Source organism: Chthoniobacter flavus Ellin428, assembly GCF_000173075.1.
Taxonomy (GTDB): Bacteria; Verrucomicrobiota; Verrucomicrobiia; order Chthoniobacterales; family Chthoniobacteraceae; genus Chthoniobacter; species Chthoniobacter flavus.
Window position 1 is genome coordinate 123,419 of the sequence record NZ_ABVL01000009.1, and the last position, 24,524, is coordinate 147,942.

Consider the following 24,524-nt stretch of genomic DNA (forward strand, 5'->3'; position numbering starts at 1 on the left):
GGAGGGGGCGTTTCTTAGCGAGAGATAGGAGGAATAGGAGTTATGGGACTTATAGGAGGATTTCCTTTTGAGTTGGGCTTTCCTCATTCATCTTCTCGCCGTGACCTCGCTCCGCTCTCTGTTGGTCGTCGCACTTTTTTTCGTCTGCTGTGCTGCCACGGCGGCGCCCAAGGTGACGTGCACCTTCGATGACAACGGACTGGCCAGCCTCAGCTACGGCGATGTCCAGTTCATCAAGAGTGGTGCGCCGCGCGTAAGCAACGTGCTCTTTTCCGATGACAAGGGCGGCGAGGTTTCGGCCGACAAGACCAGCCCGACCATCTCTTTCGACCGTGTCGCCCAGCGCTACTCCTATTCCCTGCCGTGGGGCGCGGTGCGTTGCCGCTATCAACTCGCGGGCAACCGCCTGAATGTCGAGCTCACTCTCGAGAACGACACCGCTGGTCCCATGAGCGGCGTCGAACTCGATTTGATGGAGTTGCAGTTCCCCCGCCGACCCGCCGGGACGCCGTGGGAGAAGCGGTTCCAAATGATTAGCGACAACGACGGCGACATCACCGCCCAGGTCGCCGATTACAAAACCGGGGTGCTGACCTTCTGCAACGACGATCCGACGAGCGCCATTCGCGCCGGTTTTTCGCCGGGCGCCGCACCACCGGCGGAAACGTGGCTGCTCCGGGTGACATCGCAGGAACGGACGGGCCCCAAGCCGCCCGTCTTCGTCGAACCGCGCGGCACGAAGACTTTCCACTTTTCGATCCGCTTCACCGAACCGGGTGTGCCCCTCAAGGAAATCGCCGGCGACATTATCGATAAATTCGTCGCCGCTCACCCATTCCAACTCAAGTGGCCGGATCGCCGGCCAATCGGGATGTTCTCGCTGGCCAGCGGTGCGCACAGTTCGCCGACCAATCCGCGCGGCTGGTTCGGTGAGCCGAAGGACGATTTCGTCGGCAAGAATGGCATCAAGCATTTCCGCGAAAAGGTCTTCGAAGTCGCGGATCGCGCCATCGGCATCCTCAAGAGCATGGGCGCGCAAGGCATGATTTTCTGGGACATGGAGGGCGAGGAATACTCGAACATCAATTTCGTCGGCGACCCGCGCATGACCGCCACGCTCGCCCCGGAGATGGAGGCGGTGGCGCCGGAACTCTTCGAGCGTTTTCACAAAGCCGGCTTGCGCACCGGCGTGTGCATCCGCCCTTCGCGCATCGTGCCGGGTTGGGACGGCAAATCGAAATGGCAGCACAGCCACATGGGCTTCGACGTAGTGGAGGAGATGAACCAGAAGATCATCTACGCCAGGAAGCGCCTGGGCTGCCTGCTCTTCTACGTGGACACGAATGTGCGCTACTTCAATACACCCGATGGCAAGGTCGACTCCCGCCTACTCGAAGGCGCGGCGTTCAAGAAGCTGGCCGACGCGCATCCGGATATCCTGCTCATCCCCGAAATCCCGCGGCTCGAATACTGGAGTTGCACCGCGCCCTACCAGGAGCTAAGGCCGCACTTTTTCGGCAATCACGCAGCGACCGATCCGCGCGTGCTGGAATTTTACCCGCGCGCGTTCAGCGTCATCAATCCCATCGATGGCCCGGCCAAGGAACGGCGCGCGGAGCTCGTCGCCGGCCAGCGCCGCGGCGATACGCTGCTCTTCCGTTGCTGGTTTCCGGACGAGCAGAACCAGTTGTTCAAATCGATCCTCGACGAGGCGAAGCGGAAGTGAGCACTAGGCACTTCTCCCCCTACTCCGGCGGCATGGCATAGAGCCGAATGCCGGGATGCAAATACAACACCGTCCCCCGATCACGCTGGAAGAGCAGGTCGCCGTTGCGCAGCAACTCCGAGTAGAAATCTTTGCGGCGCTCGAAATCGGCGACATCGCTTTTCCGCGGGTGCACGCTATCGAGAAAAAACCCGCCGTAGTCCGTCTCTGAGATCGCCACGTGGGTGACGCCCATTCGACGCAGGTCAGCGATCGTGCCGAGATCCGCCGCATACCGCTTCGCGAGGATCTTCTGCGGCATCGGCTCGAAGCGCGTGGCGTCGCGCGAATTGTTTGGGTCCGGGAGCAGAATCCGGCTGTCTTTGGCGATGACCGCGGTCGGAGGCAGGTGTTCCTTTACCCAATCGATCAGTTCGCGATTGTCATCGTGCTGGAAGGCGGTCTCGTAGCGCCACCAACTCGGCAGTTGCGCCGCAACCAGGACGACCATCACGGCCCATGTCGCCCAGCGCAGCGGCAGCCAGCGGCTCAACAAACGCGCGGCATCGAGCGCCCCGATGCCGGCGAAGAGCGTAAACAACGCGGTCGCCGGCAGGAAGTAGCGATCGTTGGTTTTCGGCGAGAAAGACAGCGCCAGCGTGAAAGCGAACGGGAACGCGATGAGCAGCCACTCGACGCGCGGCAAGACCCGGCGAGCGCGCCAGCGCTCCGCGAGAAAGACGATCAGCAGCACCCACATCACGGGCGTGGTGTTATCGCGGAAGATATTGAGATAGAGCGAGTGCGGTATACGTCGAGTCGCGCCCTGCTGGCCGTGGACGACGAGTTGCATTTCGCGATCGAAGCTGTGCGCGAAGGCGTCGGGATTGAGAATGAGCGGAAGATTGATGAGCAGCAGGATCGCGAGCAGCGCAGCGGAGAACGCGGCGATCCGCGCGGCCCGCCCTTCCTTCGGCAGGTGCCAGAAAACCGGCACGACGACGACCAACACCGCCAGGCCAATATATTTGCCGGAGATCGCACAGCCCACCGCCGCACCGAGCATTGCGGCGCGTACCGCGTTCGGCTTCTGCGCAAAAAGGAATGTCAGCAGAAACGTCAGCGCCATACCGAAAACCAGCGCCGTGTCTTCTTTCAAATAGTGAGCCAATTCGAAAAACTGGTGATGCAGCAACAGCGTCGCTCCCACACCCAGCGCCGCTGCCCAACCTCGCCAGGCATAGCCCAGCAACGAAAGCGCCACGATCGCCAGAGCGGTAAACGCGGCGGAAACAGCCCGCCCCGTCTCCACGATCCGCTGTTCCTCGAGCGGGACCTTGCCGAGCGTTACTGCGGCTTTCGTGGCGGAAAGGAGCAGCATCGGATGGTGAAAGTTCCAGTTGCCGGTGCGCACCTGCTCGACCTTTACCGCTTCATCCGGATGGTAAAAATACGGGAAGGTGTTGTGCCGCGTGTTGAGCAAAAACGCCGCGATGAAAAGAATCAGCGACCAACTGATGAGAGCCCCGATCGGCGGCCGCTCCTGCTCCTCCGAGCGCACGACCTCACTCATGTCGCGAAAGGTTCCAGCAGGTCGGGGACGAAAATAGCATCTGGGAATCTTGCGAAGGAGGCGGCCACTTGTCACGCGCGGGCCTTCGCTCCAGGGTCAATCCTTGGTCAGCGTGAAGACTCCGTAACGCATCGCCCCGGTGCGGAAGGCGATCCAGAGACGCACAATGGTCAGGCCGAAGACGGCGTTTTTCGATCTCGGATCGAGGACGAAACGGAGGTAAGCCGGCTTGCGCAGGAGATTCCAAACGAACGTCCGCACGATCATCGGCCACGTGCGGGCGATCTGCCTGGTGACGTCCTGGAATTTCGTCACCGTGAATCCCGCATCCGCCGCCCAGCGTCGATAATCGCTTTCCGTGCCGAGATGCGGCATGCGGCCTTCCCGGGCGATCGGCTCGATCAACCAGCGGACTTGATTGGCCGTGGGCTTTTCGCGCGAGAGCCACGAGTTCACCACCAGTCGGCCACCGGGCCGGAGCACCCGGCGCGCCTGGGCGAAAAAGCCCTGCTTGTCCATGTGCTCGGAGCTTTCGATAGCGATGCCGGCATCGAAGGAGTCCGCGGGTAGCGTGTTCGTCAACCAATCGCCGCAGACGTATCTGGGATTCGTTTTACTTCCATTGCTCGTCGCCCCTGCGGCCTCCCGAGCCGCCGCGGCACGGGCCTCAGCGATGGCGTGCTGGGCCTCGGAAATCGTGATGCCCGTCACCTCGGCGCCAAATTCATCCGCGATGAGTTGCGAGGTCGCGCCGTAACCGCAACCGATATCGATCACCCGCGTATCCCGGGTCACTCCCGCTTCGCGAGCCACCATCTCCGCCAGTTGCCGCAGGGCCTGCGGGCGGCTTTCGTCGCCGCGCAGCCACAGACCGTGGTGCACGTGCTCGCCCCAAATGTCGCGATAGAAACGGTCCAGTTCGTCGTAGTGCGACGCGATGTCGACTCCACGGATTTCCTTCCGGGAAGAGATCACTTCCCGCGCGTCTTGATCACGATTTCCACGCGCCGATTCGGCGCCTGTTCCTCAATGCTCTTGTCGGGACCGAGATTCGGGAAAGCTTCGTCATCCGCCTTGCCGACCGTGGTGATGCGCATCGGATCGATGCCGAGATTGGCCACCAGCCAATCGCGCACCGAGTCCGCACGCTGCTGGCTCAGGATGAGATTGCCCTCATGCGTGCCAGTATGATCCGTGTGGCCGCTGATGATGAAAGTCGCTTTCGGATTCAGCCGGATGAGCTGGGCCAGCTTCTGCAGATTCTGGATCGCCTGGGGCAGCAGTTCCGCCTTGCCCCACTCGAAGAGCGCGCCGCCCTGCATGGCGATCGGCTTGTTATTGAACGCACCCACGTTACCCAGAGCATCGTTCAGCGACGCGCGTCCCGGGATGCTCCCATCCGACCCGACCCCGCCTTCGCCGCCTTTCGGGCCGGCAGGCAGTTTGATTTTCGGTTGTCTTCCCACGGCAAGACTCTGATCCAGGATCGCTCCCGGTTTCGCGCTCAGCTGCTTCTCCAGCGCCGCCACCGAACTGGCCGGCGTCTCAAAACCACTCAAGTCCAGGTTCTTCGGCTTGGCCGGCACGAGCGGCGAGACATCGGGCGCGGACGGCTTGAGGTCCACCTCGTCGGCAAACGGCTTGGTTTCTTCGATTTTGATCGGCTTCACCGGCGTCTTCGGCGTGGTCTCGGTCTTCGATTCCGCCGCGGGGGGCTCGGTAATATTCACGCGCACCATCTTGATCGGCGTGATCGCCGGCCGGTCCACGGTCGTATAGCCGAAATTCTCCAGCTTCTTGAAGTTAAAGAAAACAAGCAGGACCGCGTGAACGAGCAACGAAAGGATCAGCGCACGGAACAGCCACTTCCGCATGATCGGAATTTCCGCGGCGTTGGATTGGTAGGTCGAGTACTGGGCCATGACGGACTGGTCAGAGACGATACATGGGATTGAGAAAGGCGAAAGACGAAAGAGAGAGGGCAAATAGCTCCCTGATGGGCGCTTGTGGCGCCCCTGGCAGCTTGCCGGAAAGAGTTCCTTTGGCGGCCACGCCCCGGGGGGTTAATCCCAGTGCGGGAGGCTTGCAGGATGCCTCCGCGTTCCACCCCACCACAATCCATGAAAGCACTTCTCTTGCTCTTCACCCTGGGCGCCAGTCTGCAAGCCGCCGAATACTTCACCGCCCGGAACGGTAACGACGCCGCCGATGGGCGGTCGGAGAAAACCGCCTTCGCAACCGTCTCCAAGGGCGTCTCGACCCTGCAACCCGGTGACACGCTGACCGTCCTCCCCGGCACCTATTTCGAGACCGTGACCGCCAAAATCTCCGGGACACCGGAGGCGCCGATCACCATTCGCGCACAGCGTCCCGGCACCGTGCTGCTGCGCGGCGATGTCGATGCCCCCGCCTTCCGGCTGGTGGAAGGAATGAAGCGGACCTATGTCGCGGATTTCAAACCACGCGTCGAAGGCATCGCCGAACGCAGTGCCCTCCGGCTCTACGAACCGTTGTCCTCCGCGGCGGAGGTGGAGCGGACCAATGCCACTTACTATCAGGACGATGCCGCCGGCCGCGTGTATGTCCACACCTCGGACTCCGCGCCACCGGATGGGCGCGCGCTCGCCCTTTCCGTGACGAATGGCTTTGGCATCCTCCTCGTGGCCCCGACCGGCACGAAAACGGTCCACGACGTGGTCGTCGATGGCCTCTCTTTCACCGGCTACCAGTCGCGTGAATTTCCGACCGAGCCCGGCTCGCGCAATCGCTGGGGATTGGCGGTGGTGAACGGCGAGCGCGTGACCGTGCGACGCTGCAGTTCTTTTCTCAATAGCGGCGGCATTTACCTCCTCGCGCCCATTCATTGCCTCGTGGAGGATTGCCACGCCTTCGCCAATATTTCGCGTTTCCAGGTGGTGGGAAATAACATCATCGGTTGGGGCGTGTCGGAGACGACTTTCCGGCGCAATGTCGTCGAAGCGATCTGGGGCGCAGGCGCCAGTGCGGGCGACATCACTTTTTACGGCGGCCCCGCTCGCAAGGACATCTCTCCTCTCGGGACGATGGAGGACAACGTGGCCATCAACGCCGGTATCATGATCAAAGGCAGCGCAGAGGGATCCGAGCAGCATCGCAACGCCTCCGTGGGCGCCATCGCTTACTATTATCAAAAGCCCGACACGACGAACGTGCTGCTGCGCGATTTCGAAAACGCGCAAGCACAGCAGACCTACGCCGATCCGCTGAACCACGACTTCCGTCTGCAAGCGGATGCGCCGGCCAGCGGCGCGGCGAATGTCTTTTTCGTCTCGCCCACGGGTGACGACGCCGCTGCGGGCAATGCCTTGAAGACCGCGTGGCGCACGCTCGCTCATGCCGCCAAAACGGCGCAAGCCGGCGACACGATCTATGTCACCGCGGGGGAATATCACGAGACGCTGGCGCCGGCGCAGTCGGGCACCGCGGAGAAGCCGATCCGTTTCGCGCGGCGAGGACACGATTGCGTCATTCTCGATGGCGGCGGGAAGTTGCCCGTGGGAGTGGATTTGAAAGAACGCTCGCACGTGACCGTAACTGGTTTCGTCGTTCGGAATTTTGCCCGGGCATCCATCGAGGCGCAGGGCGGCGAAGCGGTGCGCATGGAAAACATGATCGTCACCGGCTCGGCTGGGGATGGCGTGTCGCTCGCCTTGACCAGGGAAGCGATCTTCACGCACAACCTGATTCGCCACTGCCGGGGCGCCGATCTACGGCTCGCCAATTGCCCCCTGGCCACAGTCACCGCCAATATCTTCGAAGCGGGAAAAGAAGCGCGGCTCCAATGCGACGCCGCGTCTTTGACGGAGCTTTGGTCGGATGCGAATGCCTTTCCGCCCGCGAGCGGCTCTTCGCCACTGGTCGTCGCGGCGGGAAAAAGCTACGCCTCCCTTTCCGCCTGGCAAAAGGCGACAGCACAGGACCCGGGCTCCATCACAGCGGCCGAAAAATATCGCGATGCGAGCGCTGAGCCGGCGGATTTTGCGTTGCGCACGGACTCCCCATTGATCGGGCGCGCGCCGGACGCTTCAGCCATCGGCCCGTTCCTCCGCCTGCACGTCGATCGCCCCCTGCCCGTCGAAGACCTCACGCTTCACGACACCGGCGCCGCGACGGCCACGGTCGAATGGTCCACACCCACGCGCCGCGCCGAGAGCACGCTGGAGTGGGGCGAGGATCCGACTTGCCCGAACAAGGTCACCTCGTCAGCCACTGTCTTTCACACCGTCAGCCTCACAAATCTTCACCCCGGCACGAAGTATTATTACCGCGTGAGTTCGCCCAAGCCGGAAGGCGAGCTCGTCTTCGCTTCTTACGCCGTCAGTTCTTCCGCAGCGGCAGCGGCGGCGGCTCCCCCGCCCCAATCCTTCCAAACCGCCGCGCAACCCGCGGCGCCGCGCACCTTCCACGTCGCCACCACGGGCGATGACCACCACAGCGGCCTCTCGGAAGCGGACGCTTTCCGGACGGTTGCCCACGCCGCTGAACTGGCGCGCGCCGGCGATACCGTGCTCATCCACGCCGGCACCTACGAGGAAACGGTCGTCATCCGTTCCTCCGGCAGCGAAGTCGCGCCGATCACCTTCCGCTCCGCCCCGGGCGAAACCGTCTGGATGGATGGCAGCAACCGTTTCCGCTCCACCGCATTCCGCATGGCAGACAAGCACTACATCACGATCGACGGGCTGCATTTCCATCATTTCCGCTATGCGCCGGATCTCTCGCCCATCATTCAAATCAATGGTGGCTCGCATCTCACCATCCGGCGCTGCTTCCACGATGGGCGTGAAATCTCCGGCTACGTTCCAGCATTCGTCATCGCCGTGGAAACGGAAAACCTGACGCTGGAAAATGACGTGATGATCAACGGCATGGGCGAAGGCCTCACCGCATTCCGCTGCCCGGATCTCACCGTGCGTCATTGCGTCTTCTACAACAACTTCATCCGCGCCCTCACCGTCCTGCAATACACGCCAAAACGGGCGCTCAACCTCTCGCACAATTTGTTCTGCGACAACCTTCCGCAAAAGTACAACAACTCGCTCCTGCGCGTGAGCCCCCTCGCCTCTCTGCATTCGGACGACAACGTTTACTTCGCCCGCCTGAAGGCCGCCGATCGCCATCTGGTCGAGACCAACGACATTCACGGCAAGACCGTCGGTCACCAGGGCCAGGGCCAATACTATGGCGAAAACCTCATGCTGGCCGATGTCCAGAAACTGGCCGAGCAGGAAAAAAATTCCCGCTTCGGCAACCCAGGCATCCGCGTCGCGCCGGAATTACTCGCCGCTAATGCTGCGCAGATGGAGTGGCAAAAAGTGGAGCTCCATTGGGATGGCAAACAATTCGCCCCGTTGGATTTCGCGGACTTCATGTCGGACGGCAACACCCCCATCGCCCACGCTGCCGATGGCGAAGCGAACGGTCTCGATCCGCGGGCATTTTCAGCAAGCGCGCAGTAGGCGCCATGGGTAGGGAACGCACGCCTTGGATTTCAAAAATGACATCGACCATCGAGTCGACATCCCGCGCCGATTCTGCGAAATCACTTCCATGAATCGCCGCCAGTTCCTCCGCAGCAGCGCCGCGCTTTTCGCGGCTTCCTCCCTCCCCAGTTTCGCCGTCGATTTCGCCGACCAGAAAAAACGCGTCGGCCTCATCGGTTGTGGCTGGTACGGCAAGACCGATCTCTTCCGCCTCATCCAGGTCGCCCCGGTGGATGTCGTCTCGCTCTGCGATGTGGACAAAACAATGCTCTCCGATGCCGCCGACATGGTCGCCACACGGCAGGTCTCGAAGAAAAAACCGCGCACCTATGGCAACTACCGCAAGATGCTCGCGGAAAAAGATCTCGATGTCGTGCTCATCGCCACGCCGGATCATTGGCACGCGCTGCCGATGATCGAAGCGGTGAAATCCGGCGTCGATGTCTATTGCCAGAAACCGACCAGCGTCGACGTCGTCGAGAGCCAGGCCATGCTGGCCGCGGCGCGCAAATACGGACGCGTCGTCCAGATCGGCACCCAGCGCCGTTCCACCCCGCACCTCATCGAGGCGCGCGAGCAGATCATCAAGCAAGGCAAGCTCGGCAAAATCGGCATGGTGGAAATCTGCTGCTACTATCACATGCGCGCCAAGGGCAATCCGCCCGATTGCCCGCCACCGGAAAATCTCGACTACGAAATGTGGACCGGACCGGCTCCGATGCGCCCTTACAATCCACTCGTTCACCCCCGAACCTGGCGGGCGTTCATGGAATACGGCAACGGCATTGTCGGCGACATGTGCGTGCACATGCTCGACATGACGCGCTGGATGCTCGACCTCGGCTGGCCTACTCGCGTGAACTCCACCGGCGGCATCTTCATCGACAAGGAAAGCAAGGCCAACATCACCGACACGCAGACCGCTTCGTTCGATTTCAACGATCTGCGCGTCGTCTGGACGCATCGTTCGTGGGGCGATGCGCCCGATCCGAAATATCCGTGGGCAGCCACTTTCTACGGCGACAAGGGAACGCTCAAAGCGAGCGTCATGGGCTACGACTTCACGCCGACCGGCGGAAAGGGCGAAGCCGTGCACCGCGATGTGACTTACGAACTGGAGCAATATCCGGAGGACAAGACGGAGAAGGATCTCGAGAAACATTGCGCACCCGCGATTCGCGGACACATGAAGGATTTTCTCAACGCCATCGCGCAGCGTTCGAAGCCGGTGGCCGACATCGAGCAAGGCGTGACCTCCACCATCTCCTGCCTCCTTGCGAATCTCTCGCTCAAGCTGGGCCGCACGCTCACGTGGGATGCCGCCGCCGGAAAAGTCGCCAACGACGATGAAGCCAATCGTCTACTCGCGCGACCGTATCGCACGCCGTGGACTCATCCGACGCCGGACACGATCTAAGATCGGCGGCCCATCGGAATGATAGTGGAAGCAGGCTCCTGCCCACTTGACCCGCTATCCGTCAGCAGCAGGAATCCGCTGCCACCTTACTCTCCCCCCTTTATCATGAATCTTCGCCAAACTCTCCCCGTCCTCTCCGTTGCGGCCGCCTTACTTACGGCGCCAGTCGTTCGCGCTGCCGATTTGTTCCCTTTCGTCCTGCCGTGGGACGATGCCAGCCCTTCCATCACCAACGTCAGCTCCTGGCTGGACAAGCCGGCCGGGAAAGACGGCTTCGTCTACACGCACGATGGACATCTTTTCGCCGGCAAGAAGCGCATCCGTTTCTTTGGGGTCAACCTCGCCTTCGCCGGAAATTTCCCCAATCACAACGATGCCGACCCCGTGGCGGCTCGCATGGCAAAATTTGGCATCAACTGTGTCCGCTTTCACCACATGGATACGGGCTTTGCGCCGGCCGGATTGCTGAAGAAGGACAAGAAGACCTTCGACGAGGACTCGCTCGACCGGCTCGATTACTTCATTGCCCAGCTCAAAAAGAACGGGATCTATGCCGACCTGAATCTCCACGTCGGCCTCGAATATCCCGGCTTCAAGAAATGGGAAGGCGCTTCGAACTTCTTCAAGGGCGTGGACAATTTTTTTCCACCGTTCATCGAGCAGCAGCGCGAGTACGCGCGCATGCTGCTCACGCACGTCAATGCTTATACCCACAAGCCTTATACCGATGAATCGGCCGTCGCCTTCATCGAGATCAACAATGAGAATGGGCTGATCATGGAATGGAACAACGGGACGCTCGATGCCATGCCCGATCCTTTCGCCGCCGAGTTGCGAAAGCAGTGGAACGACTGGTTGAAAAAGAAATACGACACCCCGGCCAAGCTCGCCGGGGCATGGGGAAAAGGCGCGGAGCCGCTCGGTCAGGAGATGCTCAAGCCCACGCATACCGCCTGGCATCTCGAGCAACACGGCGAGGCCAAGTCGGAGTTGAGTTCCGAACCCGGCGAAGGGTCCGCGGGGGAAACCCTGCACGTCCACGTAACCCAACCGGGCCAGGAAAGCTGGCATGTGCAGTTGGGACAGGCGGGGCTAAAGCTGGCCGCCGGCAAGACCTACACGCTGCACTTGCGCGCCAAGGCGGACGCTCCCCGGCGGATTAGCATCGGGCTGAGCCAGGCTCATGAACCGTGGAAGACACTTGGCAGCCAGAGTGTCCGGCTCACCACGGAGTGGCAGGACGTCCATTTCTCCATACCGGTCGCGAATACCGAGGAAAATGCCCGCTTCTCCTTCACCAGTCTCGGCAGCGCGGTCGGTGACTACTGGTTTTCCGACGCGTCGCTGCGTCCTGGCGGGGTCATCGCGCTGCAAGCGGGTGAATCGGTCGGGAACATTCCTTTCTTCCGCAAGAAAGAAATCGGCATGCGCACCCTCACCGCACAACGCGATTGGAACGCTTTCCTCGTCGACACCGAGGTGAACTATTGGACGGGCATGCGCCATTTCGTCCGCGAAGAGTTGCATGCGCACAGCCAGGTCGTCGGCTCGGCCACCGGCTTCAGCCCATGGCTGGCGCAGGCGAAGCTCGATGTCGTCGATGCGCACAGCTATTGGCAGCATCCGCATTTTCCCCACAAACCATGGGACCCGGGCGACTGGACGGTGCAAAACGTCTCGATGGCCGGCGCGCCCGACGGAGGCACACTCCCGGGCCTCGCACTACGGCGCGTGGCCGGCAAGCCTTTCATCGTCACCGAATATAACGCCTCCGCACCGAACACCTATTCGAGTGAGGCTTTCCTCGAACTCTGCGCCATCGCGGGCTTGCAGGACTGGGACGGGGTCTTTGCTTTTGCCTACAGCCACCGCGAAAACGATTGGAACACCGAGCACATCATGGGCTTTTTCGATATCGACCAGCACCCGACGAAGATGGCCACGCTACCCGCGGCGCTCGCGCTCTTTATGCGGGGCGATATCAAACCCCCGGGCGAACCCGTCATCGCGGACACCACCTGGAACGACGCGCTTGAATCGGTCCGCAAAGGAGGATCGTGGGTCGATGCCAATACCTACGGCATTCCGAAAGAGGAAGCGTTTCGGCGCGCCATCGGCATGCGCATCGGCCAGGCCACCAAAGTCAACGTGCCGCCGCCATCCGGAGATTCGTCGGTGATTCGCAGTGACAACGGCCAGTTCACCTGGGACACCGTTTCGCACCGCATGCTCCTCGCGAGTCCGCGTTCAGCGGGCGTGATCGGCTCGCTCAAAGAGGGCGAAACGATCGACCTCGGCAGTGTGCGAATCATCCCGGGTCCCACGCGGCAGAACTGGGCGACGATCAATGCCACGGTCATCGCCGGCCCGGATTTTGAACACGCGAAGCGCATTCTCATCACGGCCACGGGTCTGGCCGAAAACACCGGCATGAAGTGGAAGGATGCGCAGAAGTCGAGCGTAGGCGCCGACTGGGGCCACGAGCCTTCGCTCGTCGAGGGGATCTCCGCCAAGATCGGCGTGCCTTTCCAGAAAGGCGCTCAGGCGTGGTCTCTCGACGCGCGCGGGCAGCGCCAAACCGAGATCCCTGTGAAGCGAGGGACAGGCAAAACGGAGATCGAGATTTCCCCCAATCAACAGACGCTCTGGTGGGAGATCGAGATCCCGTAAAAGGGAAAGGATGAAGAGATGTGTATTGCTGGTGACAACGAAGGCCTCGTTGAAAAAAAACGCGCAGCGCACTTCGCTTCATCCTTCCGCCTTTTCTCCCTCTGCGTCTTTAAAACCTACAGCAGGTCCATCTGCTGTTCGCCCGGTCCAGATTCAGACGCCGACTCCAACTGCGGCGACGGAAAATCGAAGCCCAATCGCGCACCCAAACGCCGTGCGCTATGTGGGGCGAAGCCTTCGTAGTGATTGCTCACCGCCACAAAGATCCGGCGATGCTCCGCGGCGGCTTGTCGCACGCGCACGGCCCAACTCTCCAGCGACGCATCGCGTGGCCACATCAGCTCCCGGTAATGATGAATCCGCTGGCCATTCGCCGCGTATTTCCTCTCCAGGTCCCCCATCAAGCGCACATAAAGAAAGTCCGTCGTATCCGGCAGGAATTCAAAAGCCCCTTCCTGCTGATGATCGAGCGAAGTGAGATCGTTCCAGGCCCAGGCTACGCCGTACTCCGAAAGCAAATGCGCGATACGTGGGTGATGCCAGTCCGCATGGCGGAACTCGATCGCGAACCGCACCTCCGCCGGCAGATGCCGCACGAACTCCCGCAACGCCACTTCATCGCGCTTCGGCTGAAAAAACGGCGGTAATTGCACGAGCACACACCAGAGCTTTTCATCGAGTGGCTTGAGCGATTCGACAAACTCGCGCAGCGGTTCCGCGCAATCGCGCAGCTTGCGTTCGTGCGTGATCTCTCGCGTCAATTTGCACGCAAAGACAAAGTCCGGCGGTGTCTCCTCCGCCCAATGCGCAGCCACCTGCGGCGCCGGCGCGGCATAGAAAGTGGAGTCCACCTCCACCGCCGGCAGATGCCGAGCATAAAACTCCAGCCGTTCCGTCGCCGGCAAATGCTCGGGATAAAACACCCCGCGCCAGTCTTCATAACTCCAGGCGCAGGTCCCGATTTTGATGTTCGCGAGTTTATCCAAGGGAGGGTCGTCTGTCCTTCAAGATAGCCGCGCCCGAAGTTTCGTCGATGCCCTATCCGAAACCACTGATCGGAAAGGCGGTCCGATTATCTCTTAATCTTAATTTTGATCTTAATCTTAATCCCCTCCTCCGCGTGATCTCGTGAAGGGTGTTTTTAAAACGGCAAAGGCCCAGCGCGGCAGAGGAGTAAGATTAAGATTACGATTAAGATTAAGAATCTCCGGCTGCCGCCGGAGCTAAGGAAAAAGCGTGCCCGGCGGTTGGGGACTGATACAACTCGCAACTCCCATGACCCCCACCGTCCTGACCTCGCGTCCGCTTCGTCTCGTTCTCGCTGTTGCCGCCGTTCTCGGCACCCAGGCTTTCGCCCAAACTCCCACTGCACCCGCGCCGGTGCGCGCGGTGCCCCCGCCCGGCGTGCAGATTCCCGCCGGGGATCGTGCGGAACTGGAAGCCGGCGTGATCGCACTCGGCAAAGACATCACCGTCGCCAAGCACAACCTCGCCTCGAAGCCCGACATGTTCGCGCTCTTGCCCGACGTGATCATCTTCCACAAGGCGGTCGATTGGGCGCTGAAGTATGACGAATTCTTCGATGTCAAGCAGGTGGCCACCGCCAAGAAATTGCTCGAGATGGGCAATCAGCGGCTAAGCGAACTGAAGGCCGGCAAGCCTTCGTGGAACGGCGCGACGGGGTTGGTGCCGCGCGGTTACATTTCGAAGATCGACGGCTCGGTGCAGCCCTACGGCATGGTCGTTCCGGATGATTTCGTGCCCAGCAAAGATATTACGCAGCCCGGCTTAACCAAGGCGCGGCGCCTGGATTTCTGGTGCCATGGCCGCGGCGAAAAGCTGAGCGAACTGGATTTCCTCAACCAACGGCTGACGAGCAAAGGCGAATACACGCCGCCCGGCGCGTTCGTGCTGCATCTCTACGGTCGCTATTGCTGCGCCAACAAATTTGCCGGCGAGGTCGATCTCTTCGAGGCGCTGCGAAACGCGGAGGAGCACTACAACATCGACCGGAGCAAGCTGGTCGTGCGCGGCTTTTCCATGGGCGGCGCGAGCGTCTGGCAATTTGGCACGCACTTCGCCGGCAAGTGGGCGGCGATCAACCCTGGCGCCGGCTTCGGCGATACGAAGGAATTCATGAAGCTCGGCACCACGCCGGACAAACCGCTGCCGCCCGACTGGGAGCAGACGCTGTGGAAGTGGTACGATTCCAAGGATTATGTGAGCAACCTGGCCAACACGACGACGGTCGCTTACTCTGGCGAGATCGACGGGCAGAAGGAAGCCGCGGACCTGATGATTTACTCGGCGCGAAAGGAAGCCGGCACGCCGAACCCGAAGATGGGCGAACTCAAAGTGGTGGCGCCCGGTGACGGCTCGTCGAAAGCGGCCGAAGCGCACGTCACCGGTACCGCGCCGGGATGTGGAGATGTATCACGTCATCGGCCTGCAGGTGCCGCACAAGATCAAGGCCGAGGCGAAGCCGGAAGTGGAGAGTCTGGTGGATGCCGCGGTGAACAAGCCGCATCCACCCTTACCCCGCGGAAGTGCATTTCACCACTTATACCCTCATCTACCCAACGATGGATTGGGTCACGATCGAGGGAATGGACAAGGAATGGGAGCGAGCCGATGTGAAGGCCAGCGCGGGGGAAAAGGCGATCACCGTGGAAACGAAAAATGTGAACGCCTTGGAATTGAGTCTCAGCTCGCGGATCGTCAAGCCGGGCTGCACCTTGACCATCGATGGGGAGAAGGTGCCGGTGGATTACCCCAACATCCCGAACGCAACGGTGATCTACGTCAGGCCGACGGCGCACAAGGTCAATGGACACTGGGTCAAAGGGCCCCTCATCGGTCGCGGGACGAATGATTCGAACGATCTCGTCAAAACGCCCCAGGTGTGTGGTCCGATCGATCATGCTTTCATGTCTTCGTTTGTCTTCGTGAAGCCGACGGGCCAGCCACTGAATGACAAGGTCGGCGCGTGGGCGAAGAGCGAGTTCGAGCACGCCATCGGTTTCTGGCGCAAGACGTATCGTGGCGATGCGCCGGTGAAGGATGACACGGCGATTTCCGATGAGGACATCAAGAACTCGAACCTCGTGTTGTGGGGCGATCCGTCGAGCAACAAGCTGCTGGCGAAGATCATCGGCGCGCTGCCGGTGAAATGGTCGGGGACGGAACTCGCTTTCGGCGGCAAGAATTACGATGCCGCACATACCGCGCCGGTGATGATTTTCCCGAATCCGCTCAACCCGCGGAAGTATGTGGTGCTGAACAGCGGCGTGACCTTCCGCGAGCAGGCGCTGCTGAACAATGCCGATCAGACGCCGAAGCTGCCCGATTGGGCGATCGTCGACCTGAACACCGCACCCGACGCGAAGTGGCCCGGCGAAGTCAAAGCCGCCGGTTTCTTCGACGAGCACTGGAAGGTGCCGGCTAAGTAATTGCCGCTGCTTTACGACTCTGTCACCCACCGTTGAAGCGGCTGCCGCTTCTTAATCTTACTCTCAATCATAATCTTACTCTTCAGCGGCGCGTCGGCCGAGGGGATTACGATTAAGATTACGATTAAGATTAAGAGCGGGCCGCCTTCGCCCAGAAATCTCTCCCCCAATGAAAACCCTCCCGATCCTCCTCCCGCTCGCGCTCGCCCCCGCGCTCCTTTTTGCCCAATCCACCCCGACTTCGAAGCAGGCGCCGCCGCCCGGCATCGAAGTACCCATAGCCGATGCCACGGAATTGAAGTCCGGACTCGATGCGCTGGGCAAGGACATCGAGAGCTTGCAGAAGCGGTTCGTGACGCGGAATGCCAGCACCGCCGAACTCGCCGACGTGGAGGTCTTCCACAAGGCGGTGCGCTATGCGTTGCAATACCACGAATTCTTCAAGGCGGGGGAAATCGGCGCAGCCAAGGCGGAGCTCAAGCTTGGCCAGGAACGCGCGAAGGAATTGCTGGAGAACAAGGCCTCGTGGTCTTCCGCCACCGGCCCGCTGGTGCTCGGCTACATCTCGAAGATCGACGGCTCGGCGCAGCCCTACGGCCTCATCGTGCCCGATGACTGGAAGCCCGGCGACAAGACGCCGCGTCCGCTTTACCTGTGGTTCCACGGTCGAGGCGACACGCTCAGCGAGGTGAATTTCATCAATGGCCGGCTCAAGGGGAAACACGACTTCTCCACGCCGAATGCCTTCGAGCTGCACCTCTACGGCCGCTATTGCAACGCCAGCAAATTTGCCGGTGAGACGGATTGCTTTGAGGCCATGGCCGATGTGCAGCGGCGCTATTCCATCGACCCGAATCGCATCGTGGAAATGGGCTTCTCCATGGGCGGCGCGACCGGCTGGCATATGGCGGCGCATTATCCGGGCTGGTGGGCCGTGGGCTCGTGCGGCGCCGGGTTCGCCGAGACGGAGATTTACGCGAAGGTCGATGCGCCCGGCAAAGTACCGCCCGCTCCGTGGGAGCGGAAGATGTTCAGCCTCTACGACTGCGACAAGATCGCGGCCAACTACGGCAACCTGCCCTTCATCGCCTACAGCGGCGAGATCGATCCGCAGAAGCAGTCCGGCGATCTCATGAACAAGGCGATGGCCGATGCCGGCATCAAAATGGAATGGCTGATCGGCCCGGGCGTCGGCCACAAGTATGAGCCGGAAACGAAGAAGGAACTCTCCAAGCGCATCAACGCCTACGTCGCGAAGGGCCGCGACCCGATGCCGACGCACATTCGGTATGAGACCTATTCGCTACGCTACAACAACTGCAAGTGGCTAACCATCGACGGGCTCGATCAGCATTGGGAAAAGGCCGAGGTCGACGCCACTTTGGTGGACGAAGGAACTTTCCAGGTCAAAACCAGGAATGTTTCCGCATTCACCATCGAGTTGCCGCCGGGGCCGGCGCCGCTCGACAAGACGCATCCGCCGCGGGTGGTAGTCGACGATCAGGAATTGGTCGGACCCGCGGTCAAAGAGCGGTGGACAGCTCATTTCCTCAAGGCGAATGGCAAGTGGACGGTCACTCCGCATGCAGCCGCCTCCGGTCTCGCAAAACAGCACGGCCTGCAAGGCCCGATCGACGACGCCTTCGTGGACTCGTTCATCTTCGTGCGGCCCACGGGCAAGGCGCTCAACGACAAAGTCGGCACCTGGGCGAAGAACGAACTCGATCTCGCCATCGCCGGTTGGCGCCGGGTCTTCCGGGGCGACGCGCGGATCAAGGATGACACCGCCATCACCGCCGAAGACATCGCCAATGCCAACCTCGTGCTCTGGGGCGATCCCGGCAGCAACAAGGTCCTCGCCAAGCTCCTGCCGCAACTGCCGGTGCAATGGACGAAGGACAAGCTGACCATGGGGGGCGCCAGCGCCGGCGCGGGCGATCATGCCCCGATCTTCATCTTCCCGAATCCCGCGAATCCCAAGCGTTACGTGGTCGTGAATAGTGGCTTCACCTTCCGCATGGGCGCGCGCGTTTCGAATTCACTCCAGACACCGAAGCTCCCCGACTGGGCGCTCATCGACCTCAACACCCCGCCGGATGAATTGTGGCCGGGTAAGGTCGTGAACGCCGGCTGGTTCGATGAACACTGGAAGTGGCGGGAAAAGTAATCAGTATTCAGTAAACAGTAATCAGTAGAGCGCGTCCGACCCCACACTGATTACTGATTACCGCTCAAAACTCCCATCAGATCGAATCTTCCAGACACCCCTCACCCACATGAAACTCCGCCACCTCCTCCCACTCGCCCTTTGCGGTCTCTTCGCCGCCCCTCTCCACGCCCACGATGCCGACGCCGAAATGACCGCGGCCGCGATCAATTTCCTCTCCTCACTCACCCCGGAACAGAAGGCGCGGGTGACCTTCGACTTCCCCAACGATGAGCGGAAGAACTGGCACTACATCCCCCGGGAACGGAAGGGTCTTCCTATTAAAGACATGGCTCCGGAGCAGCGGCTCCTGGCTCAGGCGTTGCTCGCCAGCGGTCTTAGCTCTCGCGGATATGAGAAAGCAGTCTCGATTATGAGCCTCGATGCGGTCCTCAAGGAGCTGGAAAAGGGCAAAACCGGCCCGGTTCGCGATCCCGATAATTATTATTTTTCCATCTTCGGCACGCCCGGCGGCAAAGACCCGTGGGGCTGGCGCTTCGAGGGGCACCATCTCTCTCTGAACTACACTGAAGTGGGCGATGGCGATCCCGCGATGACCCCTTCCTTCTTTGGCAGCAACCCTGGGGAAGTAAAGACTGGCCCCCGCGCCGGCACCCGTATTCTGGCCGCTGAGGAAGACCTCGGGCGCGCCTTGGTCAAATCGCTCACTGACGAGCAGCGCAAGGTGGCCGTCCTTCAGGTAGCCGCACCCAAGGACATCCTGAATGACCCGAAGCGCATCGATCCCACGAATCCGGAAGGCATTTCCCAGAGTCAACTGACCCCGGAGCAAACCGCCACTTTGGTGAAATTGATAAAAGAATATATCTTTCGCTGCCGGCCCGATGTTGCGGCCGATGATTGGGCCAAGATCGAGAAGGCCGGCTTGGACAAATTGCACTTTGCCTGGGCGGGTGGCCTCGAACGCGGTCAACCCCATTATTACAGAGTGCAAGGCGGCCATTTTGTTTTGGAATACGATAACACTCAGAACGACGCCAACCACGTCCACAGCGTGTGGCGGGACTTCGATCACGACTTCGGTCTCGACCTTCTGAAAGAGCATATTCAGGCCGACCACACCGCAAAGTAGGCAAATAACGCAAAATTGCGGCGCTGGATGGCCCGGGTAATGCTACGTAGAGAAATCTATTATTCCTGCATTATCCATTATGAAGAAATCCACCCGCTCCCGCTCCGCGTTTACGCTGGTCGAGATCATGATCGTCGTCGCCATTCTGGTCGACCTGGCGGTCATCGCGCTCCCCGCCTTCATCCGCTCGCGAAATATGGCTCAAAATACCAGGTTCGCCAGCGATCTGCGCACCTGCGCCGGTGCGTTTGAAATGTATGCCGCCGAAAACAACAAATACCCGGCATCCACCTCGGCCGGCCAGGTTCCGGCTGGGATGAACGTCTACCTGCGCGGCTTCCCTTGGACGGATACGAACTCCGTTGGCGGTTCCTGGCTGTGGCAAACGCAGTATCACGGCGCCAACGGATCGATTACCACCGCAGCCGTCGTCATCACATTCCCGCACGATATGGATGAAGTGCGCATGACCGACATCGATACCCGCTTCGACAATGGCATCCTGGCCACGGGCGCGTTTCGCGAAGTCGACACCAAGACCTACATGTACATCGTCGAGCCGTAAGCTCGCAGTCCAGCAACAACCTCTTTCCAGACAGGGTGGGCTCCGGTCCACCCTGTCTGTTTTTTAGGGTGATGCCTCGAGAATGAGTCTCGCGGCCGTCGCTCAGCGCAGCAGGCTGCGATAGAGCTCCAGATACCCATCCACCATCGCCTGATAGCTGAAGCGCATCTCGGCCTGGGCGCGGACCTGCCTGCGGTCGAGCTTCAATGCGCTGGGAATCAGATCCGCCAGCCCATCGATCACCCCGGAATGGAACCCGGTCACGCCATCGTCCACCACTTCCTCCACGGAACCGCGCCGATGCGCCACCACCGGCGTGCCACAGGCCATCGCCTCGATCATCACCAGGCCGAACGGCTCATCCCATTGAATCGGGAAAATGAACGCGGCCGCGTGACGCAGCAGCTCATGCTTTTGGGGATGGTTCACCGGCCCAATCCAGCGCACCTTTTCGCCATCGACCAATGGCTGGATCTGCTCGGCAAAATAGGCCTGCTCCTTCGCGTTCTGCGGCTGCCCGGCGAGGATGATCGGCATATCCACTGCCTGCGCCACGCGAATGGCGTCCAGCGGATTCTTCTCCGGCGACATTCGGCCGAGGAAAGCCAGATATTCCCCGGGCTCGTAGCACGGCTCGTAAGCACCGAAGTCGCAGCCATTGTAGACCACCGGAAATTGCCGCCCGAGCCGCACACCCGCGGCATGCATCTGGGAACGGCTGATCCCATTCACCGCCACCTGCGGCCAGCGACGAAAGACGAACTCATCATCGACGTGCGGGCAAGTATGCGTCGTGAACAACCCCGGCGTGGGAATTGTCGCCGCCAGCGGCAGCCACGCCGTGCTCAGGTGATAATGGATCACGTCGAAATCGGCCGCACGCTGTTGCACTTCCGCCATCGCCGAGCTCGCGTAGTATTCAAAGCAGTAAGCCTCCCCACGCTCGCACATCTCGGTCAGATTCAACTCGCAGACTGGATGCAGCTTGGCCGCGGTCAAACAATCGCCCGAGGCAAAAAGCGTCACGTCGTGACCGCGCGCCACCAACTCGTCGATGTGCAGCTTCATCAGCAATTCAATGCCGCCGTAGGTCGCCGGAGGGATGCGTGTCCAGAGGGGAGCAACTTGGGCAATGCGAAGGTTTTTCATCAGATACTTGCGTGCGAGGGAAGACGATGTTAGCTGGCAGACCGCTTTCGCCAATTCCCTTCGCTCCGCGCTGATGAAATTCCTTTCCATTGCCCTCCTCCTGGCCACCACCACCGCCTGCCTCGCCCAGGAACCTGAAGTTGCCAAGGCCGTGCCGGTCACAACCCGCGACATCACCACCCAGCTCGAAATCTTCCTCGACCAGCAGCTTTTCGGTCCGGGCAAGATCGATGGCCGCCCCGGCGAATTCGTCGGCAAGGCGTTGAAGCGCTACCAGCGCGCCCACGGCCTGCCGGAGACCGGCGTGCTCGATGCCAATATCCCGATCGACTCCGTCTACCCGGTTTACACCTTCTATACCTTCAAGGACGAAGACCTGAAATTCGTCGGCCCGAGCCCGACCAAGCCCGAGGAGCAGTGCAAGCTCAAGTATCTTCCCTACGCTTCGCTGCTTGATTTCGCGACCGAGCGTTACCACTGCGCGCCGGAGTTTCTCGCCAAGATCAACAAGGGCGTAAACCTAGAGGCGCTCAAGCCGGGCGACCAGATCCGCGTGCCGAATGTCGAACCGTTCGTCATCGAAGACCTGCCCAAGCAAGGCTTCCTGCCGGAAAAGCCGGAATACAAAAACCGCGTCATCCAGATTCATCGCAACGAGAAGCTGCTCGATGTCATGGATGGCGACGCCCTGCTCGCCACCGTGCCAATCACCCCGGGCATCATGGGCGGCGGCGCGAAGGAAACGCCGGCCGGCAGTTGGAAAATCCTCGGCATCGCCACCTCCCCGACCTTCCGTTGGGACAAGGGCGTGCTGGAGGAAGGCAAGCGCACGGAGAATTTCTACAACCTCCCGGCCGGGCCGCGGAATCCGGTGGGCGTGCTCTGGATCGGCCTGAACAAACCGGGCATCGGCATCCACGGCACGAGCAACCCGCAAACCATCGGCCGCGCCCAAAGCCACGGCTGCATGCGCGTGGCCAATTGGGACGTCGTGCGGATCAGCAAGCTGATCACCAAGGGTATGACGGTGATCATCGAGTAAGTGGGGCAGATCCAGCCGAAGAACCAGCGAGCATCGTTCGTAAAGCGGCGGGGTTCTTCGACTGCGCGCCCCGCCGCCTTTCCACCGGGGCGCTCCGCTCAGAATGACCGCGGGGAGGAGACGTTTTTCTCGCCGCCTACGAAAAAATGTTGTTCTACGAGCCGAGGCTAAATATGTTCATTTGAATATGGATTTACTCGCTGAGCTCCGTTCGCGTTTTGGCCATGAAGGATTTCGGGAAGGGCAGGAGGCGGTTGTCCGCGCCTTGCTCGCGGGGGAATCGGCACTGGCTCTCTTCCCGACCGGTGCTGGGAAATCGCTCTGCTATCAATTGCCGGCGGTGTTGCTGGAGGGCACTGCGCTGGTGGTTTCCCCCCTCATCGCGCTGATGAAAGATCAGGTCGACGCGCTGCGAGCCCGCGGCATCGCTGCCGCACGACTCGACTCCAGTCTCTCCGCCACGGAGACGCAGCAGGTCTATGCGGATCTCCGCAACGGAACCCTGAAGCTGCTCTACGTCGCACCAGAGCGACTCTCGGGTGAGGCCTTTCTCGATCGGCTCCGGCGAACGCGCATTTCGCTTATGGCCATCGACGAGGCGCATTGCATCTCGGAATGGGGACACAACTTTCGCCCGGAATATCTACGACTGGCCCGGGTGGTCGAGGAACTCGGATTGCACCCCGTCCTCGCTCTTACCGCCACTGCCACGCCGGAGGTCGCAGCCGACATTTGCCGCGCCTTTCGGATCGCGCGGGAACGCCACGTCCAGACCTCATTCCGCCGGCCCAATCTGCACCTGCGCCTCACGCCTTGCGCCGCGCAGGAGAGGCTGGCCACGCTCACCAAACGGTTGGCCAGCGCCAAGGTGCGGCCGGCCGTGGTCTACGTCACTTTCCAAAAGACTGCCGAGGACGTCGCCGGACATCTCTCCGCGGCTGGACTCCGCGCGCGGGCCTATCACGCCGGGATGGATGCCGAAGAGCGCACGGCGGCGCAGGAGGCTTTCATGCGCGGCGAGTGCGAAGTGATCGTCGCGACCATCGCCTTCGGCATGGGCATCGACAAAGCGGATATCCGCAGCGTCATTCATTTCAACCTGCCGAAAACGCTCGAAAACTATCAGCAGGAAATCGGACGGGCCGGGCGCGACGGCCAGCCCGCGCTATGCGAGTTGCTGGCCTGCGCCGACGACGCGGTGCCGCTGGAGAACTTCACCCTCGGTGACACCCCGGAATCCTCCGCCGTCGAAGCGCTCGTACAGCGGATGCTCGGCTCCGGTGAAGAGTTTCACATCAGCCGCTACGACATCAGCCACGAGACCGATATCCGCCCGCTCGTCGTCGAAACGGTGATTACCTACCTGGAACTCGAGGGCCTGCTGCAACCCACGCGTGTCTTCTACGAAAGCACCCAGGTGCAATTTCTCCGGGCGGAAAGCGCCGTCCTCGAGGGGCACACCGATGAACGCCGGCGATTCCTCACCCAGCTTTTTGCCTCCGGCCGGCGCGGGCGAAAGTATCTGACATTGGAACTCGAAGCCTCCGTGCAAAAGCTCGGCGAATCGCGCGAGCGGATCGTCAAGGCGTTGTCCTGGCTGGAAGAGACCGGCGCCATTTCGCAAAAGCCGGCAAACATTCGCCACGGTTTCCGGCTTTGCGAGGCCGGCGTGACCGCCTCTCCCGCGGAAGTCGCCGCGCGACTGGCCCAACTCTTTGCCCGCCGTGAGGAGCGCGATCTTCAGCGCATGACTGGCCTATTGGAATTCGCCAGTGCCTCGGGTTGCATCACCCGCCGCCTGCTCGCGCACTTCGGCGAAGAAATGGCCGATGAGAACTGCGGCCATTGTCATTTCTGCCGGACCGGAGAGCCAGCCAGCCACACCGCGCTTCCCGCTTCGCCAATCCCATCTTTCAGCGAAGAGGACGAGGAGAACATTCGCTCGCTCATCTTCGAGGAGCATGCCCCGCTGGCCAGCCCCCGCTCTCTCACGCGCTACCTCTGCGGCCTCACCAGCCCGGCAACAACGCGCGCGAAATTGACCAAGCGCCCGGAATTTGGCCGGTGGGCGGCAGTGCCGTTTCGGAGTGTGCTCAAGCAAGTGGAGTCTTGCTGGGAGTAGCTCTAAGCAAC

General features: G+C 61.2%; 16 protein-coding genes. 11 read left to right on the top strand and 5 right to left on the bottom strand.

What is annotated here, in order from left to right; translation table 11 throughout:
- Positions 1-100 precede the first annotated feature (100 nt).
- Positions 101-1,726, top strand: a complete 1,626-nt coding sequence (locus CFE428DRAFT_RS16000) for a hypothetical protein (protein ID WP_006980636.1) — start codon at positions 101-103, stop codon at positions 1,724-1,726.
- Between the two features lie 19 nt (positions 1,727-1,745).
- On the opposite strand, the gene CFE428DRAFT_RS16005 is transcribed toward CFE428DRAFT_RS16000, so the two are convergent.
- From CFE428DRAFT_RS16005 to CFE428DRAFT_RS33810, 3 genes are all read right to left on the bottom strand, one after another.
- Positions 1,746-3,278 carry a phospholipid carrier-dependent glycosyltransferase gene (locus CFE428DRAFT_RS16005; protein ID WP_006980637.1) on the bottom strand — a complete coding sequence of 511 codons (1,533 nt, stop codon included), beginning with the start codon at positions 3,276-3,278 and terminating at the stop codon, positions 1,746-1,748.
- 96 nt (positions 3,279-3,374) lie between these two features.
- The gene (locus CFE428DRAFT_RS16010; protein WP_006980638.1) at positions 3,375-4,253 is read right to left on the bottom strand and encodes a class I SAM-dependent methyltransferase; all 879 of its coding nucleotides are present in this window, start codon (positions 4,251-4,253) and stop codon (positions 3,375-3,377) included.
- Positions 4,250-5,200, bottom strand: coding sequence for an OmpA family protein (locus CFE428DRAFT_RS33810; RefSeq protein WP_006980639.1), 951 nt, complete (start codon positions 5,198-5,200; stop codon positions 4,250-4,252). The genes CFE428DRAFT_RS16010 and CFE428DRAFT_RS33810 overlap by 4 nt, the downstream gene beginning before the upstream one ends.
- A 198-nt stretch (positions 5,201-5,398) precedes the next feature.
- Between CFE428DRAFT_RS33810 and CFE428DRAFT_RS16020 the strand changes: the two genes are divergently transcribed.
- The 3 genes from CFE428DRAFT_RS16020 (at position 5,399) to CFE428DRAFT_RS16030 (ending at position 12,887) form a co-directional block, all read left to right on the top strand.
- On the top strand, positions 5,399-8,776 hold the full coding sequence (locus CFE428DRAFT_RS16020; RefSeq protein WP_006980640.1) for a right-handed parallel beta-helix repeat-containing protein: 3,378 nt from the start codon (positions 5,399-5,401) through the stop codon (positions 8,774-8,776).
- Between the two features lie 91 nt (positions 8,777-8,867).
- Positions 8,868-10,217 (top strand): Gfo/Idh/MocA family protein, encoded by a 1,350-nt coding sequence (locus CFE428DRAFT_RS16025; protein ID WP_006980641.1) that lies wholly within the window; start codon positions 8,868-8,870, stop codon positions 10,215-10,217.
- 105 nt (positions 10,218-10,322) lie between these two features.
- The gene (locus tag CFE428DRAFT_RS16030; RefSeq protein ID WP_006980642.1) at positions 10,323-12,887 is read left to right on the top strand and encodes a carbohydrate binding domain-containing protein; all 2,565 of its coding nucleotides are present in this window, start codon (positions 10,323-10,325) and stop codon (positions 12,885-12,887) included.
- Between the two features lie 116 nt (positions 12,888-13,003).
- Here CFE428DRAFT_RS16030 and CFE428DRAFT_RS33815 read toward each other — a convergent pair whose 3' ends face one another.
- Positions 13,004-13,873, bottom strand: coding sequence for a DUF72 domain-containing protein (locus CFE428DRAFT_RS33815; protein WP_006980643.1), 870 nt, complete (start codon positions 13,871-13,873; stop codon positions 13,004-13,006).
- A 289-nt stretch (positions 13,874-14,162) separates the two neighbouring features.
- Between CFE428DRAFT_RS33815 and CFE428DRAFT_RS16040 the strand changes: the two genes are divergently transcribed.
- The 5 genes from CFE428DRAFT_RS16040 to CFE428DRAFT_RS33820 all read left to right on the top strand — a co-directional run bounded on the left by CFE428DRAFT_RS16040 (position 14,163) and on the right by CFE428DRAFT_RS33820 (position 20,200).
- Positions 14,163-15,524, top strand: a complete 1,362-nt coding sequence (locus CFE428DRAFT_RS16040) for a prolyl oligopeptidase family serine peptidase (protein ID WP_006980644.1) — start codon at positions 14,163-14,165, stop codon at positions 15,522-15,524.
- The gene (locus CFE428DRAFT_RS16045) at positions 15,470-16,336 is read left to right on the top strand and encodes a hypothetical protein (protein WP_006980645.1); all 867 of its coding nucleotides are present in this window, start codon (positions 15,470-15,472) and stop codon (positions 16,334-16,336) included. The genes CFE428DRAFT_RS16040 and CFE428DRAFT_RS16045 overlap by 55 nt, the downstream gene beginning before the upstream one ends.
- A 169-nt stretch (positions 16,337-16,505) precedes the next feature.
- Complete coding sequence (locus CFE428DRAFT_RS16050; RefSeq protein WP_006980646.1) at positions 16,506-18,503, top strand: prolyl oligopeptidase family serine peptidase; 1,998 nt, start codon at positions 16,506-16,508, stop codon at positions 18,501-18,503.
- Positions 18,504-18,612: 109 nt separating this feature from the next.
- A complete protein-coding gene (locus tag CFE428DRAFT_RS16055; protein WP_006980647.1) occupies positions 18,613-19,635 on the top strand; it encodes a DUF3500 domain-containing protein in 1,023 nt (340 codons plus the stop codon).
- A 79-nt stretch (positions 19,636-19,714) separates the two neighbouring features.
- Positions 19,715-20,200: a type II secretion system protein gene (locus CFE428DRAFT_RS33820; RefSeq protein ID WP_006980648.1), complete on the top strand. Its 486-nt coding sequence runs from the start codon at positions 19,715-19,717 to the stop codon at positions 20,198-20,200.
- A 102-nt stretch (positions 20,201-20,302) separates the two neighbouring features.
- Here the strand turns inward: CFE428DRAFT_RS33820 and CFE428DRAFT_RS16065 are convergent, their stop codons facing one another.
- Positions 20,303-21,349: a glycosyltransferase family 4 protein gene (locus tag CFE428DRAFT_RS16065; protein WP_006980649.1), complete on the bottom strand. Its 1,047-nt coding sequence runs from the start codon at positions 21,347-21,349 to the stop codon at positions 20,303-20,305.
- Positions 21,350-21,422: 73 nt separating this feature from the next.
- Here CFE428DRAFT_RS16065 and CFE428DRAFT_RS16070 point away from each other — a divergent pair, with 73 nt between their 5' ends.
- Complete coding sequence (locus tag CFE428DRAFT_RS16070) at positions 21,423-22,391, top strand: L,D-transpeptidase family protein (RefSeq protein ID WP_006980650.1); 969 nt, start codon at positions 21,423-21,425, stop codon at positions 22,389-22,391.
- A gap of 187 nt (positions 22,392-22,578) precedes the next feature.
- Positions 22,579-24,513 carry a RecQ family ATP-dependent DNA helicase gene (locus tag CFE428DRAFT_RS16075; RefSeq protein WP_006980651.1) on the top strand — a complete coding sequence of 645 codons (1,935 nt, stop codon included), beginning with the start codon at positions 22,579-22,581 and terminating at the stop codon, positions 24,511-24,513.
- Positions 24,514-24,524 lie beyond the last annotated feature (11 nt).

What these genes read in the sequence shown, in the direction of transcription:
- CFE428DRAFT_RS16005 (WP_006980637.1), bottom strand. Translation starts at nt 3,278, where the DNA reads ATGAGTGAGGTCGTGCGCTCGGAGGAGCAGGAGCGGCCGCCGATCGGG.
- CFE428DRAFT_RS33810 (WP_006980639.1), bottom strand. Translation starts at nt 5,200, where the DNA reads ATGGCCCAGTACTCGACCTACCAATCCAACGCCGCGGAAATTCCGATC.
- CFE428DRAFT_RS16020 (WP_006980640.1), top strand. Translation starts at nt 5,399, where the DNA reads ATGAAAGCACTTCTCTTGCTCTTCACCCTGGGCGCCAGTCTGCAAGCC.
- CFE428DRAFT_RS16025 (WP_006980641.1), top strand. Translation starts at nt 8,868, where the DNA reads ATGAATCGCCGCCAGTTCCTCCGCAGCAGCGCCGCGCTTTTCGCGGCT.
- CFE428DRAFT_RS16030 (WP_006980642.1), top strand. Translation starts at nt 10,323, where the DNA reads ATGAATCTTCGCCAAACTCTCCCCGTCCTCTCCGTTGCGGCCGCCTTA.
- CFE428DRAFT_RS16040 (WP_006980644.1), top strand. Translation starts at nt 14,163, where the DNA reads ATGACCCCCACCGTCCTGACCTCGCGTCCGCTTCGTCTCGTTCTCGCT.
- CFE428DRAFT_RS16045 (WP_006980645.1), top strand. Translation starts at nt 15,470, where the DNA reads ATGGATTGGGTCACGATCGAGGGAATGGACAAGGAATGGGAGCGAGCC.
- CFE428DRAFT_RS16050 (WP_006980646.1), top strand. Translation starts at nt 16,506, where the DNA reads ATGAAAACCCTCCCGATCCTCCTCCCGCTCGCGCTCGCCCCCGCGCTC.
- CFE428DRAFT_RS16055 (WP_006980647.1), top strand. Translation starts at nt 18,613, where the DNA reads ATGAAACTCCGCCACCTCCTCCCACTCGCCCTTTGCGGTCTCTTCGCC.
- CFE428DRAFT_RS33820 (WP_006980648.1), top strand. Translation starts at nt 19,715, where the DNA reads ATGAAGAAATCCACCCGCTCCCGCTCCGCGTTTACGCTGGTCGAGATC.
- CFE428DRAFT_RS16065 (WP_006980649.1), bottom strand. Translation starts at nt 21,349, where the DNA reads ATGAAAAACCTTCGCATTGCCCAAGTTGCTCCCCTCTGGACACGCATC.
- CFE428DRAFT_RS16070 (WP_006980650.1), top strand. Translation starts at nt 21,423, where the DNA reads ATGAAATTCCTTTCCATTGCCCTCCTCCTGGCCACCACCACCGCCTGC.
- CFE428DRAFT_RS16075 (WP_006980651.1), top strand. Translation starts at nt 22,579, where the DNA reads ATGGATTTACTCGCTGAGCTCCGTTCGCGTTTTGGCCATGAAGGATTT.